At 64.8% G+C, this 15,216-nt stretch carries 13 protein-coding genes; 11 read left to right on the top strand and 2 right to left on the bottom strand.

What is annotated here, in order from left to right; translation table 11 throughout:
- Positions 1 to 39: 39 nt before the first annotated feature.
- Positions 40 to 1,683, top strand: coding sequence for an arylsulfatase (locus MKI88_RS04805; RefSeq protein ID WP_241629823.1), 1,644 nt, complete (start codon positions 40 to 42; stop codon positions 1,681 to 1,683).
- A gap of 190 nt (positions 1,684 to 1,873) precedes the next feature.
- Here MKI88_RS04805 and MKI88_RS04800 read toward each other — a convergent pair whose 3' ends face one another.
- A complete protein-coding gene (locus MKI88_RS04800; RefSeq protein WP_241629822.1) occupies positions 1,874 to 2,581 on the bottom strand; it encodes a transcriptional regulator in 708 nt (235 codons plus the stop codon).
- Positions 2,582 to 2,761: 180 nt separating this feature from the next.
- Here MKI88_RS04800 and MKI88_RS04795 point away from each other — a divergent pair, with 180 nt between their 5' ends.
- The 9 genes from MKI88_RS04795 to paoC all read left to right on the top strand — a co-directional run bounded on the left by MKI88_RS04795 (position 2,762) and on the right by paoC (position 13,509).
- The gene (locus MKI88_RS04795) at positions 2,762 to 4,240 is read left to right on the top strand and encodes an aldehyde dehydrogenase (RefSeq protein WP_241629821.1); all 1,479 of its coding nucleotides are present in this window, start codon (positions 2,762 to 2,764) and stop codon (positions 4,238 to 4,240) included.
- 50 nt (positions 4,241 to 4,290) lie between these two features.
- A complete protein-coding gene (locus MKI88_RS04790; protein WP_241629908.1) occupies positions 4,291 to 5,073 on the top strand; it encodes a carboxymuconolactone decarboxylase family protein in 783 nt (260 codons plus the stop codon).
- A gap of 46 nt (positions 5,074 to 5,119) precedes the next feature.
- Entirely contained in the window at positions 5,120 to 5,845 is a 726-nt protein-coding gene (locus MKI88_RS04785; RefSeq protein WP_241629820.1) for an SDR family NAD(P)-dependent oxidoreductase, read from the top strand.
- Between the two features lie 4 nt (positions 5,846 to 5,849).
- Positions 5,850 to 6,689, top strand: a complete 840-nt coding sequence (locus tag MKI88_RS04780) for an NAD(P)-dependent oxidoreductase (RefSeq protein ID WP_241629819.1) — start codon at positions 5,850 to 5,852, stop codon at positions 6,687 to 6,689.
- 12 nt (positions 6,690 to 6,701) lie between these two features.
- Complete coding sequence (locus MKI88_RS04775) at positions 6,702 to 7,487, top strand: SDR family oxidoreductase (RefSeq protein ID WP_241629818.1); 786 nt, start codon at positions 6,702 to 6,704, stop codon at positions 7,485 to 7,487.
- Between the two features lie 1,061 nt (positions 7,488 to 8,548).
- The gene (locus MKI88_RS04770; RefSeq protein WP_241629817.1) at positions 8,549 to 9,538 is read left to right on the top strand and encodes a hypothetical protein; all 990 of its coding nucleotides are present in this window, start codon (positions 8,549 to 8,551) and stop codon (positions 9,536 to 9,538) included.
- Positions 9,539 to 9,721: 183 nt separating this feature from the next.
- Entirely contained in the window at positions 9,722 to 10,354 is a 633-nt protein-coding gene (gene paoA, locus MKI88_RS04765) for an aldehyde dehydrogenase iron-sulfur subunit PaoA (protein WP_241629816.1), read from the top strand.
- Positions 10,351 to 11,301 (top strand): xanthine dehydrogenase family protein subunit M, encoded by a 951-nt coding sequence (locus MKI88_RS04760; RefSeq protein WP_241629815.1) that lies wholly within the window; start codon positions 10,351 to 10,353, stop codon positions 11,299 to 11,301. The genes paoA and MKI88_RS04760 overlap by 4 nt, the downstream gene beginning before the upstream one ends.
- Positions 11,302 to 11,304: 3 nt before the next feature.
- Positions 11,305 to 13,509: an aldehyde oxidoreductase molybdenum-binding subunit PaoC gene (gene paoC, locus MKI88_RS04755; RefSeq protein ID WP_241629814.1), complete on the top strand. Its 2,205-nt coding sequence runs from the start codon at positions 11,305 to 11,307 to the stop codon at positions 13,507 to 13,509.
- A 21-nt stretch (positions 13,510 to 13,530) separates the two neighbouring features.
- Here paoC and MKI88_RS04750 read toward each other — a convergent pair whose 3' ends face one another.
- Entirely contained in the window at positions 13,531 to 14,118 is a 588-nt protein-coding gene (locus MKI88_RS04750; protein WP_241629813.1) for an NTP transferase domain-containing protein, read from the bottom strand.
- Between the two features lie 72 nt (positions 14,119 to 14,190).
- Here MKI88_RS04750 and MKI88_RS04745 point away from each other — a divergent pair, with 72 nt between their 5' ends.
- Positions 14,191 to 15,204, top strand: coding sequence for an XdhC family protein (locus tag MKI88_RS04745; RefSeq protein ID WP_241629812.1), 1,014 nt, complete (start codon positions 14,191 to 14,193; stop codon positions 15,202 to 15,204).
- Positions 15,205 to 15,216 lie beyond the last annotated feature (12 nt).

Below are 15,216 nucleotides of genomic sequence, written 5' to 3'. Positions count from 1 at the left end.
CCCCCGTGGACGCGGCCCCTTTTTTCGAAGGACGATCTGATGCGCCGATTGCTGTTTGCGCTTTCCACCATTGCCGCCTGCACCGTGCCCGCCGCCGCCGAAACACCCAGGCGCCCGAATTTCCTCATCATCGTGGCCGACGATCTCGGCTATTCGGACCTCGGTGCCTTTGGCGGCGAGATCGACACGCCCAACCTCGACGCGATCGCGCGGCAGGGTGTGCGGCTGACCGGCTTTCACACCGCGCCGACCTGCTCGCCCACGCGTTCGATGCTGCTTTCGGGCACCGACAATCACAAGGCCGGGCTCGGCACCATGGCCGAGCTGATCGCGCCCAACCAGAAGGGCAAGCCGGGCTTCGAAGGCTATTTGCGACCCGAGGTGGCGACGCTTGCTGAACTGCTCGTCTCGGGCGGCTATCGCACGCTCTATTCGGGCAAATGGCATCTCGGCCTGACGCCTGCGCAAGATCCCAGCGCGCGCGGTTTCCAGCACAGTTTCACGCTGCTCCAGGGCGGTCACAACCATTTCGGCCTCGGGACGTCCAATGATCCGCTGACGGGTTCGACCTATCGCGAAAATGGCCGGACGCTCGCCAAGCTGCCCGACAATTTCTATTCCTCGGACACATTCGCAACCAAGCTCGTCGACCAGATCCGGACGACCAGGGCGAGCGCCGACGGCAACAAGCCCTTCTTCGCCTATCTCGCCTTCACCGCGCCGCATTGGCCCTTGCAGGCGCCCGCCGAAGACATCGCCAAATATCGCGGCCGCTATGATGCGGGCTTCGAAGTGCTACGCGCGCAGCGGCTCAAGCGCCAGGCCGAGCTCGGGCTGATCGACGCATCGAAGGCCGCGCATCCACCCGTGCTCAAGAACGGTGGCTGGAACGCGCTTTCCGCCGAAGAAAAGCGCACCGCCTCGCGTGACATGGAAATCTACGCCGCGATGGTCGACCGGCTCGACCGCAATGTCGGACGCGTCATCGACGTGCTCAAGGCGACGGGCGAGTATGACAATACGGTCATCCTCTTCCTCGCCGACAATGGCGCCGAGGCGCTCGACATCAACAAGACCGAGATGGTCGGCATCAAACAGCGCGCCGACGCCGCCGACAACCGCTTCGACAACCGCGGAACCGCGACCTCCTATATCGGCTATGGACCCGGCTGGGCACAGGCTGCCACCGCGCCTTCGCGCCTCTACAAGGCCTATGCGACCGAGGGCGGCACCCGTGCGGTTTCGTTCATCAGCCACAAGGGTTTCGCGCGTCAGGGCGGTATCGGCACGCCCTATCTTTCGGTCGCGGACGTCGTGCCGACCTTCATCGAGCTTGCCGGGGTTCCCGATCCCAAGGGGCATTTCAACGGGCGCGCGGTCGAACCGATACGCGGAAAGAGCTGGGTGCCCTGGCTGACGGGGAAGTCGGAGCGCGTCTATGCCGCCAGCGATGCCATCGGGACCGAGCTTTTCGGCTCGCGCGCGCTGCGGCAAGGCGACTGGAAAATCACCGATATCGGCTCCGGGGCGTGGCAGCTCTTCAATATCGCCGATGACCCGGGCGAGACGCGCGACCTCAGCGCGGAACAACCGCAGCGCCTTGCTGATCTGGTCGCTGCCTGGGATGTCTATGCCAGGGATGTCGGCGTCATCATCCCCGACCAGAGGATCTATCAACCATGATCCTGCGCGCGGCTTGCGTGGCCGCGCCGCCCGCCACCCTGCCTTCGGCTGAATTCCGAAGATGATCTGCTCAACGTCTATCTACGGCAGAACCCATGATCGCCCCGGCAGGCGTTCCGGCCACCGGCCGTTGCGCAAGGCCAGTTCAATATATCCGGCGACATGCCGAGGCCTCCCGCCGACTACACTCTCACACGCCATCTTGCCCGGCTTCATCGAGACCACGCAGCACGACGCGGCGGTTGCTGCGATCCGCCTCGAACCGGGCAAGCTCGGAGTCTCCCTGCAGGATTGCCGAGATGATCCGCTGGCGGCCCGCCCGCCAGTCCGCAACCGCCTTTTCGCCACCACGCAACAACCGGCCCGCCTTGGTCACCCCCACCTGCAATGTCACCACGGTGAGCAGTTTGAACAGCGGCTGATCGACCATTCTGAAAAGCAGATCCTGAAAGTCGCTTTCAAAACTGCCGTAATCGCTGGCGCTGGTGCAGCCTCCAAGTCGTTGGGAAAGTAGCGCCAGCTCGGCCCTGAGGGCGGTGTCGGTGCAACCGGCCGCAGCCGGGACTAGTTCATTGAACAACAAGGAGGTGATGTTCAGCGCTTCCTCGAAGGACGTGGGATTGGAGCGGAGATATGCCGCGATCGAACGCTCGAGCGCGGCGGAATCGGGCCGCGTGCCATAATAGCCTCCTCCCGGACCCCGGCGCGCCTCGAGCAGCCCCTCATGCTCCAGCACCCTCGCCGCCTGCTGGAGCGTGACAATGCCAACGTCCAGCGTCTTTGCCAGATCCTGGAGCGAGCCGACCAGACTGTCCGGCTCGGTCGCAAATACCATGTCGCGCAGGCGATCCGCCGTCGCGCCGACCAGGTTCCGCCGCTGCACCCCGCTACCCGTCACGCCTGCCCTCCCGCACTTCGCATCGTATAATTCTTAGCATATATTTCTCCATCAAAATGGCAAACATGCCAATTATCCACGATTGACTTGCCATAAATATGCATATTATTCTGCTTCCGCGTTGAGAATGAGATTCGGGCGAACGCCGTGACGGGCGCACCCGACATGCACAGGAGACGGATGGCAATGACTTTTCACCAGCCCGATCTGGATGCGCTGCCGCGTTATCCGCTCATCGTGGGCGATGCGCTCGAGGAGCAGGGCAGCGGGGACACCCTCGCCCATATCTATCCGGGCACAGGTACGGTCACGCGTGAGATGCGCATGGCGAGCCCGGCCGATGTCGATCGCGCGGTTGAAGCAGCGCACGCAGCGTTCCCGGCATGGCGCGCTCTGCCCGGCGACAAACGTCGCGATCTGATGTTCAGGCTCGCCGCTGTCCTCGAAGAACAGGCGCAGGAGATGTCGCCGCTCCTCACGGCTGAAAACGGCTCGATCATTCTCGCCGGACCCCACATGTCCGCCGATGCGGCGCAGAAGTTCCGCTATTATGGCGGCTGGGCGGACAAGATCGAGGGTCGCACGGTTCCCACCTGGGGCGGGGCCGCGCATGACTATGTGTCCTACGAACCTTATGGCGTGGTTGGCGTGATCGTTCCGTGGAACGGGCCGCTGTTCGCCGCGACCATGGTGCTGGCCCCGGCACTGGCAGCGGGCAATTGCATCGTGATCAAGGCGCCCGACCTCGCCCCCTATAGCGTGATGCGTCTGGTCGAACTGATCCGGCAGGCCGGATTTCCGCCCGGTGTGGTCAATCTCGTGACGGGCGGCGCCGAGGTTGGCGAAGCCATGGTTTCGCACCCGGGGATCGGCAAGATCGAGTTCATCGGCAGCGGCACGACGGCGAAGAAGATCCTCGCCAATGCCGCACAGATGCTCAAGCCCGTCGGGCTCGAACTCGGCGGCAAGTCGGCGGTGCTGGTGTTCGCCGACGCGGACCTCCAGGCCGCCGCCAGGCGCGGTCTTTCGGGCGCCGTCAGCGCCAACGGCCAGGGCTGCGTCAACGGCACGCGCCTCCTCGTCGATCGCGCGGTCTACGAACCCTATCTCCAAATGCTCGCCGCGATGGCCGGGCATATCAAGGTCGGCGATCCCTATGCGATGGATACCATCATGGGGCCGGTCATCTCCGAAGCGTCCCTCACCCGCATCTCGGGGCTGATCGATCGCGGCGTCGCCGCAGGCGGGCGCGTGCTGGCTGGCGGAGGGAGGTTGGGCGGTGAGCTGGGCGACGGTTATTTCCTGCCGATCACGGTCCTTGCAGATGTCGATCCCGCCAGCGAGATCGCGCGCACCGAGGTCTTCGGCCCGGTACTCGTCGTCACCCCCTTCGACAGCGAGGAAGAGGCGATCGCGCTCGCCAATGACAGCGATTACGGCCTCGGCGCCTATGTCCACACGACCAGTCTCGCGCGCGCCCACCGGGTCGCCGGGCAGATGCAGGCCGGGCAGGTTCAGGTCAACGGCGCGGGCGAAGCCATGACCCCATGCGTTCCGTTCGGCGGCATGAAGCATTCGGGCCATGGCCGCCTCGGCGGGATCGAAGGCCTGCGCGAATTCCAGCAGGTCAGGAACGTCTGGGTCAATCTCCAGGCCTGAGCAGCACCTCCACCGACGACCCCGTCGAGACTCCGGGAGACTATGTGACGATGCCCCTGCTTGATCCCGCTGAGCGCGCCGCGCGCGGCAATGCCATTGCCGCCGAGGTCACCGGCGCTGCCCTGCCGAGGCCCGCGACACCCTATGAGGAAAGCTGGCGCGATTTCATTTTCGCCGAGGTCTGGGCACGGCCGGGGCTGGACCGGCGCGCGAGGTTTCTCATTGCGATGGCTGGCGCAGCAGTCGCCAACGGCTCCGCCGACCACCTTGATCGATATGTGCATGGGGCTCTCACGAGCGGCGAACTCAGCCTTGCCGAACTCCGCGAGGCGGCGCTGCACCTCGCCGTTTATGGCGGCTGGACCAAGGGCGCCGAACTGGAAAGCGCGGTCACGCGCGTGTCTGCCGCAATCGGCCTGCCCGCGGCCGAATGCCCCCCGATCCGGGCCGAGGCATGGGATCCGGAGGTACGCAGCGAACAAGGCGCGCAGGAATTCATCAACACCATGACCTTTTCCGGCGGCCCGCCCGCATCGCCCTATCTCGAGGCGATCCGGAATTTCGTGTTTGGAGAGATGTGGTGCCGGCCGGGACTGGATCAGCGCGCGCGCCGCTGGATAACGCTGGTGGGCGTGTGCGAATCCTGTGCCGAGACCCCGATCAAGAGCCACATCCACGCGGCAATGGCGAGCGGCAACTGCCAGCCCGACGAGATGCAGGAATTCGTCCTGCAATACGGCATCCATGCCGGCTGGCCGAAGGCATCGGTCATCCAGAGCGCGGTCGTCGAGATGTCCAGAAAGATCGCCGCCGGACTGCCATGGAACGGATGAGGATTTCGATATGACGATTGCAACGGACATGACCGGGAAGACCGCATTGGTCACGGGTGCCGCCTCGGGCCTTGGTCGGGCGACCGCGTGCAAGCTCGCCCAGGCCGGTGCGAACCTGTGCCTCGTCGATCTCAACGAAGCCGGGCTCGCCGAAACCGCGGCACTGCTCACGGACGATGGCGTCGAAGTCCTGGTCCATCCTGCAGACCTGTCGCAGCCGGCCGCCTGCGCAGAAGCCGTCGCGGCCGCGATTGCCCGGTTCGGGCGGCTGGACGCGCTGTGCAATGTCGCGGGCCTGATCTATCTCGCGAACACGCCCCAGATGCCGCTGGACCAGTTCCAGCGCACGCTGGACGTGAATCTCGCAGCCCCCTTCCTGCTTTCGCAGGCCGCGATCCCGCACCTGCTGGAAAGCAACGGCGCGATCGTCAACGTCGCCTCCTCGGCGGCTTTCATCGGCGAGGCATACGCCGCTGCCTATTGCGCCAGCAAATGGGGTCTGGTGGGCATGACCAAGGCCATGGCGATGGAATTCGTCAAGCAGCCGATCCGCATCAACGCCGTGGCGCCGGGCGGCATGATCACGAACATCGCCACCAATTTTCGCCCGCCGGAAAACTGCGACTTCGAGCTCATCAAGCGGTTTTCAGGGTTACGCGGCACGGTCGAAGTCGACGATGTGGCGGACATGATCCTGCTGCTGGCATCCGACGCCGGCCGCGGTTTCCACGGCGCCTGTGTCAATCTTGACGCTGGAATGACGGCAGGATGATCCGATGAACGACACACCGGCCAAAACCCTTTCGAAATCCGCCAGGATCGGTTTCATCGGCCTCGGCAGCCAGGGTGGTCCGATGGCAGAACGGATCGCCGCAGCGGGCTATCCGCTCGTACTGTGGGCTCGGCGGCCAGAAGCGCTCGAGACCTTTGTCGCGATTGGCGCCACCGCTGCCGGATCGGTCGCGGAGTTGGGGCGGGTCTGCGATCTGGTGGGCGTTTGCGTGGTGGATGATGCGGGCGTGGCGGCGATTTGTGATGAACTGATCCCCGCGATGAAGCCCGGTAGCCTTCTGGTGGTCCATTCCACCATCCTCCCCGAGAGCTGCGAGGCGCTGGCAAGGCGCTGCGCCGCGCGCGGCATCGATTTTCTCGATGCGCCGGTGAGCGGCGGCGGGCCGGCCGCGGCGGCAGGAACGCTGACAGTGATGTGCGGCGGCAGCGCGGACGCTTTCGCGCAGGCGAAGCCAGTGTTCGAAAGCTATGCCGGCGCCCTCGTCCATCTTGGCCCCGTCGGCTCCGGGCAACGCGCGAAGATCGTCAACAATGCGCTGATGGCGGCGAACATGGGCCTGGCGCATGCGGCGCTCGCCGCAGGCGAGGCGCTGGGCATCGAACGCAAGGCGCTCGCCGAACTGATCAAGGCGAGCAGCGGCCGCAGTTTCGGGATGGAGGTCTATGCGCGCCTGCCCAACCCGCAGGCTTTCGCGCACGGCGCGCCGCTGCTTGTGAAGGACGTCAGACTGTTGGGGACGGTTTTGCCGGGCCACACAGGCATGGAGACGCTGCGGGACGCGGCCGCCGGGTTCCTTGCGGAAGCCACCGGGCAAGATATCTGAGGAGCACATAATATGGCATTTTCAATCGAGCAGTTTCGTCTGGACGGCAAAGTCGCGATCGTGACGGGTGCTGGCGGGCGCGGCAACTCCATCGGCCGGGCCTATGCACTGGGTCTCGCGAAGGCGGGAGCTGCGGTCGTCGTAGCCGACATCAACGAGGAAGGCGCAAAGGCCGTCGCCGAAGAGATCGCGGCAACCGGAGCGAAAGCGATCGGCGTGCGCGTCGATATCACCGACCCTTCCTCCGCCCAAGTCATGGTCGCAACGGCCAAGTCCGCGTTCGGCGGCGTCGACATCCTCGTCAACAATGCCGCGCTGATGGCAGAGCTCGGCCATCAGAGCATCGCCGACGTCCCGCTCGAAGACTGGAACCGTACGCTCGACGTCAATCTGACCGGCGCGCTGATCTGCTGTCAGGCTGCGATACCCGCGATGCGCGAGCGCGGCGGCGGGCGGATCGTCAACCAGACTTCGGGCGGAGCATTCCCCGCCATCGGCATCTACGGCATCGGCAAGCTGGCGCTGGTCGGCCTGACTACGACGCTGGCCAAGGCGCTGGGCAAGGAAGGCATCACCGCCAACGCCATCGCGCCCGGCAACGTCACTTCGGATGCCGGCAAGCAGCTGGTGCCCGACGATTCCCCGTTCCTTCAGTTTCTCAAGATGACGGTCGCCAGCCGTCCGCAAGGAGAGCCCGACGAACTTGTGGGGGCTCTCCTCCTGCTGTGCTCCGAAGCCGGCGCGTGGATCACGGGCCAGACGCTTCACATCGACGGCGGTTGGGTGCTGAGACCCTGAGAGCCGCATCGCGGACATGGACACCTGTGCAACCCGCGCCCTGCAGGCAATCCGGCAAGAGTTGACGCGACAGTCGGGCCGCGGGGCACGCAACGGCACTCCCGCGACCGAAAATCAAATATTTATGAGCGCGGCTCCGCACGTGGTACCAGGATCGTGCTTGCACGTTTCGCCACTGCTTGAGCCGCCTTTTGACGCCTCATCTCTTGCAGCCGCTTTCCCAGTTCGAGTGAAGCTCTCACATCCTCAAGCGATATTCTCATTTAGACTCACCCGTCGTCCGGAGGTTTCTGTTTTCGACAGTCACGAAACTGCTCCTTAACGCAAAGCCCGGTCGCTCACGCCACCGACGCGACAGGCCGGGCCATATCACGGGCAAATGGCCACCACCTCCGTTCGTCGCGGCGCGCCGAAGTGCGGTGCAGAAACAGGATGGTGACCAGCCCCCTGCCCAGGGGCCGCGTCAATCAATAACTGTGCCGCGGCGCCAGCGGAATTCGTGACACCTTGCGCTGCAGCACCTTGTCGCCAAGCTGTTTGCGAAGCGCATGTGCCCCGACGCTCGAGCAACATACCACGCGCGTGCCGCCGCAAAGCAGAGGCTCCATGGCGCTTACCGCTACTCCAAGCCTTTGGCAGATTTCGGTGACTGCCTCGGCTGCGGCATCGACGTTGATCGCCCGGCTTATGTCAGAATTTTGCATGGGCGGCACCTGTTGCGCGTGTCGTCTCGCGTTGTTCACGCAAGAGCAGGTGATCGAGATTCATGATTTAGCCTTCTCGTTTGCAAGCGGGGGCACAACGGTCCCTCTGTCACGAGATGCTTGAGCGCAGTTTCAGGTGATGAGGCCGTCTAGCACGATAGCCGCGATTGATCGCGTCAATTCGTTCGGGCCGCACATAGCCGGGCGCGATCTGTGATGGTCCGATCGTCGTGCTTCAAGCTACAATGGATGCATGCGAACACGAGTCTCTGCCCCAAATCGGGCACCGGGATCATGTGCGCGCTAACTTGATTGTCGCTCCGGCAAGACCGGCCGGGGATCATCCTGGAGGAAAGCATGATGGCCTCACCGATCCGTATCCTGCTTCAGACAACGATTCCGCCGATTGCCGACGATTGGCATATCGGACGCTTTTCGATGTTGCGCGACTATCTGGCCGGGCTTCTCGATGAGGACGGCATGCCGTTGTGCGCCGTGACCGCGCGCGACCGCACAACGCCGGGCGCCCCCGATCCGGTGCTGTCGACGATCGACAGGTCGGACTTCGATGAGCTGTGGTTGTTTGCGGTCGACACGGGTGACGGGCTCGACGAGGAAGATTGCGCGGCAATCAGCCGCTTCCGGAGGAACGGCGGGGGGCTTCTGGTAACCCGCGATCATATGGACCTGGGCAGTTCCGTCTGCTCGCTTGGCGGCGTCGGCACCGCGCATTTCTTCCACAGCAAGAATGTCGAACCGGACGAAGCGCGCCACGTCATCGATGATCGCGAGACCAGCGCGATCTTGTGGCCAAACTATCATTCGGGCGCAAACGGGGATTTTCAGGAGATCATTGCCGTCGGTACGCCGCACCCGTTGCTGCACGATCCGGCGGCACGCGATGGACTGATCCGCTACCTTCCCGCCCATCCGCACGAAGGTGCGGTCGGCACACCTCCAGACGACCCCACGGCACGCGTAATCGCGACGGGCACCAGCAAGGTGAGCGGCAGACACTTCAACATTGCCGTCGCCTTCGAGCCTTCCGACAGCGGCGACGGCCCGGCAGTGGCGCAATCGACCTTCCACCATTTCGCGGACTATAACTGGGACCCTGCAACGGGCTGCCCGAGCTTTGTCAGTGAGGCGCCGGGCGCCGGTCTCGCACATTCCGCCGACGCCCGACGCTCGATCAGGCAATTTGTCCGGAATCTCGCCCTTTGGCTGACCGGCCGGTCACCGATCGAAGTCCGCGACGGGCATCTCGATCGCGAACGGGACCAACGGCCCGGCGAAAGCCTGGTCGACGGGATGGAGCCGGTTTCCGACGAACGCGGTCGCCAGTAGCCCCCCCCCACACATTGATGAACGGCCGATATAGAGTTATGACATCTGCGCCGGCCAATCGTCTGGCGTCGCTTCAGTTATCATGGATCGGTGAGCACCGCTTCGCACCCTCGCAAAATTCGAAGTCCGACGCTCAACCTCGATATTTTGTGCCTCCGCAAAGAGGAAAGGATCGGAACAGCCATGCAGAATTCAGGCGATCTCGAAGTGTCCCGGCGCGGCATATTGATCGGAAGCGCTGCCTCTGTGGCCGCCACGGCGGTGCCAGCGGTGGCGCAACCTGCCCGACCAGCCCCCGCTCCTGCCATGGCGAAGGTTTCGTTCAAGGTGAACGGCAAGGCGCGCGCGCTCGAACTCGACACGCGCGTGTCCTTGCTCGACGCGCTGCGCGAGCATCTGCATTTGACCGGCACCAAAAAGGGCTGCGACCATGGCCAGTGCGGCGCGTGCACCGTCATCGTCGATGGACGCCGCATCAACAGCTGCCTGACGCTCGCGGTGATGCACGAGGGCGACGAGATCGTGACGATCGAGGGGCTCGGCACGCCCGAAAAGCTCCACCCGATGCAGGCCGCGTTCGTGGTGCATGACGGCTACCAGTGCGGCTATTGCACTCCGGGGCAGATCTGCTCGGCAGTCGCGGTGCTCGACGAGATCAAGGCCGGCATCCCCAGCCATGTCACCGCCGACCTGACTGCCGCCCCGGCAGTGACCAACATGGAAATTCGCGAGCGGATGAGCGGCAATATCTGCCGCTGCGGCGCCTATCCCAACATCGTCGCGGCGATCAGCGACGTTGCAGGAGTGAAGGCATGAAAAGCTTCACCTACGAGCGGGTCGACACGCCCGCCGCCGCCACCGCCGCCTTCGCGCGGGCGAAGGGCGCACGCTTCATCGCCGGCGGCACCAACCTTCTCGACCTGATGAAGCTCGAGATCGAGACGCCCGCGCATCTGATCGACATCAGCCGCCTCGCGCTCGACAAGATCGAGCCGACGTCCGAAGGCGGGCTGCGCATCGGTGCGATGGTACGCAACACCGACCTCGCGTCCGATGGCCGCGTCCGTCGCGACTACGGCCTCATCTCGCGCGCGCTCGTCGCGGGCGCTTCGGGGCAACTCCGCAACAAGGCGACGATGGGGGGCAACATCCTCCAGCGCACGCGCTGTCCCTATTTTTACGATACCAACCAGCCATGCAACAAACGTCAGCCCGGCAGCGGCTGCGCGGCGATCGGCGGTTTCAACCGCATCCTTGCCGTCATCGGCGCCAGCGATGCGTGCATCGCGACCCAGCCGAGCGACGTCGGCGTCGCGCTCCGCGCACTCGACGCCAGCGTCGAAACGGTCGATGTGGAGGGTAAGACGCGCGCCATTCCCTATGCCGATTTCTATCGCGCGCCGGGCAAGACGCCGCATCTGGAAACGGTGCTGGCGCCGGGCGAACTGATCACCGCGGTCACGCTGCCCAAGCCCATCGGCGGCACCCACATCTATCACAAGGTGCGCGACCGGGCGTCCTATGCCTTCGCGCTGATCTCGGTCGGCGCCGTCGTGCAAAGGGACGGCACCGGCCGCGTCGCGCTGGGCGGCGTCGCCTACAAGCCCTGGCGCGTCGAGGCGGCTGAAGCCGATCTGCCGCGCGGCGCGAAAGCGGTCACCGCAAAGCTGCTCGCGGGCGCGAAGACCACCCACGAAAATGCCTACAAGCTGCCACTGGTCGAGCGCACGCTCGCCGGCGTGCTGGCGCAAGCGAAAGGCTGAGCCATGAAATTCGACACGCCCGCCGCCACAAACCCGATCGACCAGTTGAAGGTCGTCGGCAAACCCACCAACCGGATCGAAGGGCCGCTCAAGACGACGGGCACCGCCGCCTACGCCTATGAGCATCAGGATTTCGTCAAGACCCAGGCCTATGGCTATGTCGTCGGATCGGCGATCGCCAAGGGCCGCATCGCGTCGATGAACCTCGACGAAGCAAAGGCCGCGCCCGGCGTGCTAGCCGTCATTACGGCAGCCAATGCCGGCAAGCTCGGCAAGGGCGACTTCAACAATGCCAGATTGCTCGGCGGCCCCGATATCGAGCATTATCATCAGGCGGTCGCGCTCGTCGTCGCCGAAACCTTCGAACAGGCGCGCGCCGCCGCTTCACTCGTCCGCGTCGAATATGCGCGCGACAAGGGTGTCTATGACCTTTCCGCCACCGTCGGCACGGCAGGAATAGCGCCCCTTCTTTATGGCAGCCAACCTGAAACCGCAGTCGGCGATTTCGCGTCGGCCTTTGCCGCCGCTCCCGTAAAGCTCGACGAGCGCTATTCGACGCCCGACCATGCGCATGCGATGATGGAGCCACACGCGTCGATCGCGTCGTGGGAGGGCGACAAGCTGACCATGTGGACGTCGAACCAGATGATCGCCTGGTCGGTGGGCGACGTCGCCAAGACGCTGGGCATCGCAAAGGAGAATGTCAGGCTGATCTCGCCCTATATCGGCGGCGGTTTCGGCGGTAAGCTGTATGTTCGCGCCGACGCCATCCTCGCGGCGCTAGGCGCAAAGGCGGCAAAGCGCCCGGTCAAGGTCGCGCTCCACCGCGCGCTGATGATGAACAACACGACCCACCGCCCCGCGACAATCCAGCGTATCCGGCTGGGCGCGACGCCTGACGGCAAGCTGACCGCGATCGGCCACGAAAGCTGGTCGGGCGATATTGCCGGCACAAAGCCAGAAGGCGCGGTCATGCAGACCAGGCTTCTCTATGCGGGCGCCAACCGCATGACGGCAATGCGCATCGCCGCCATGAATCTGCCCGAGGGCAATGACATGCGCGCGCCCGGCGAGGCGCCCGGTATGATGGCGCTCGAGATCGCAATGGACGAGATGGCCGAAAAGCTCGGGCTGGACCCCGTCCAGTTCCGCATCCTTAACGACACGCAGGTCGACCCCGAAGCGCCGAGCCGGCCCTTCACCCAGCGCCAGCTCAACAAATGCCTGCAAATGGGCGCCGACAAATTCGGCTGGGCCAAACGCGGCAAGCCGGGCGCGACACGCGATGGCAAATGGCTCGTCGGTATGGGTGTCGCTGCGGCATTCCGCAACAATCTCAACACCAATTCGGCCGCGCGCGTCCGGCTTTCCAATGCAGGTGTCGTCACCGTCGAAACCGACATGACCGATATCGGCACCGGCAGCTATACGATCATCGCGCAGACTGCGGCCGAAATGATGGGGCTGCCGCTCGACAAGGTCGTGGTGAAACTGGGCGATTCCAGCTTCCCCGTTTCCTCGGGCTCGGGCGGGCAATGGGGCGCCAACAGCTCGACGGCCGGCGTCTATGCCGCGTGCGTCAAGCTCCGCGACGCCGCAGCACAGAAGCTCGGGTTGAAGCCCGCCGACGCGGTGTTTGCTGACGGCATGGTCAAGGCAGGCGGGCGCAGTTTCGCGCTTGGTGACGCGGCAAGAGACGGCGAACTCGTCGCCGAGGATATCATCGAATTCGGCAAGCTCGCCGAGGAGAAACAGCAGTCGACCTTCGGCGCGCATTTTGTCGAGGTCGGTGTCGACAGCGCGACGGGCGAAATCCGCATCCGGCGGATGCTCGCCGTTTGCGCGGCGGGGCGTATCCTCAACCCCAAGGCGGCACGCAGCCAGGTCATCGGCGGGATGACGATGGGCGCGGGCGCGGCGCTGATGGAGGAACTGGCGGTCGACAAGCGCTTCGGCTTCTTCGTCAACCACGACCTCGCGGGATATGAGGTGCCGGTCCATGCCGACATCCCTTATCAGGAGGTGATCTTCCTCGACGAAACCGATCCGAACACCTCGCCGATGAAAGCGAAGGGGGTCGGCGAACTCGGCATCTGCGGCGTCGCAGCGGCGGTTGCGAACGCGGTTTACAACGCGACGGGCGCGCGCGTGCGCAACTATCCGATCACGCTCGACAAGCTGCTCGATCGGCTTCCCGACATGACATGATCGGACGGTGCGAGGAAAACACTATGCCTGACGGCCGTGCGGCAGATCGTCGGGCACGTCGATATCCGCCAGTTCTCCGGCCCGCGCCCGTACGCGCGCGGCGCCGGCGAGAAGTGCCCTGCCCCCCTGGTCGCCCTGCGCCTGCCGTAGACGATCGAACATCGACCGCGCGAATATGACAGGCGGCATCGCGACCCCGTCCTTCTCCGAGGCCATGACCGGGCAGTGTTCCGGATCGAAGCGCGTCAGCAGCGCGCGCAGGTGGTGCACGGTGACGAAAGGCATGTCTGCAAGGCAGATGAGCGCCGCCGCGGCACTCCCGCTGGCGGCAAGGCCGATGCCCGCACCAAGCGACTGCGAAAGTCCCCGCTCGGGTTGCGCGTTCGATACGATCTCGAAACCGAGTGCATCGAGCCGGCGCGCAAGCTCGCCGTCAGCGCTGCTACACACGGCAATCCGGCGCCCCGGCTCCAGCGCGACGATCCGCCGCGCCGCGTGGAGGGCGACCGGATCGCCATCCAGTTCCGCAAGCAGCTTGTCGCCCGCGCCGAACCGTCGCGACTGCCCCGCAGCGAGCAATATGGCGGCGATATTGGCGGGCTCGATCATGATGGCATTCTTCCTGTCCAGTTTTCCCGGCGATCCCCCTGGCGCGCGCGCTACAGTCCGCGCGCCACGGCCATGATTGCAAGCGCTCCGGCAGACATATTGCGCTTCATCCTTTCGCGCACCGATGAACGGCTGAACACCGTTCTCGTGACACTCACCGGGATCGAGGGCGTGTCGTCGCGCGCGATCGGTGCGCAGATGGCGATCGCCGAAGATGGCCAATATGTCGGATCCTTTTCGGGAGGCTGTGTCGAAGCCGCGGTCGTGGCCGAAGCGCTTGGCACGCTCGCGAGCGGCAACGCGAAGCTGGTGAGGTTCGGTGCAGGCTCGCCCTATCTCGACATTCGACTGCCATGCGGCGGAGGCATCGACCTCCTGTTCAACCCGCGCCCCGATCCTCAGGCGATCGCTGATATCGTTGCCCTGCTCGATGCACGGAAAATGGCGACGCTGCGCTTGTCACGGACAGGGGTGACGATGGCCGATGCGGCGGCGCCACAGCCTGGCTGGCAGGATGACAACTTCGACATCTCCTATCTGCCGCGGCTTCGCATCGTCGCGATCGGACAGGGCGAAGATCTGACCGGACTCGCGCGCCTTGCGCACGGTTTCGGCGCCGACGTCGCCGCGCTCACACCTGACAGGCGCGCATTGGCCGAACTCACCGCCCGGGGGATCGACACGATCGAGCTGTTGACCCGCACGACGCTGCCCCCCGTCCATACCGATGCCTGGACCGCGATCGTCTTTCTCTTTCACGACCGCGATTGGGAGGAGGGCTTGCTGCCACAGGCCGTCCATCTGCCCGGCTTCTATTTCGGAGCGGTCGGAAGCAGGCGAACGCACGCCACGCGACTGGAACGCTTGCGGATTGCGGGCATTCCAGAACATCTGCTCGACACCTTGCGAGGGCCCATCGGGCTCATCCCGGCAACCCGCGACCCTGCGACGCTCGCCCTCTCAATTCTTTCCGAAATCGTGCAGGACTATAATCGGATCGCCTCGTCGGGGCATCAGCCGGCAGCGGAGCAGGACGATACCAGCCGACGGTCGCTCGCGCCCGCGTTGCGACCAGATGCGCGCTGACGCGGCTGGCAA

It is taken from the genome of Sphingomonas sp. LaA6.9, assembly GCF_022601895.1.
GTDB lineage: Bacteria > Pseudomonadota > Alphaproteobacteria > Sphingomonadales > Sphingomonadaceae > Sphingobium_A.
The sequence above is the reverse complement of the archived record's forward strand: the minus strand, read 5'-3'. Positions and strand labels throughout refer to the sequence as shown.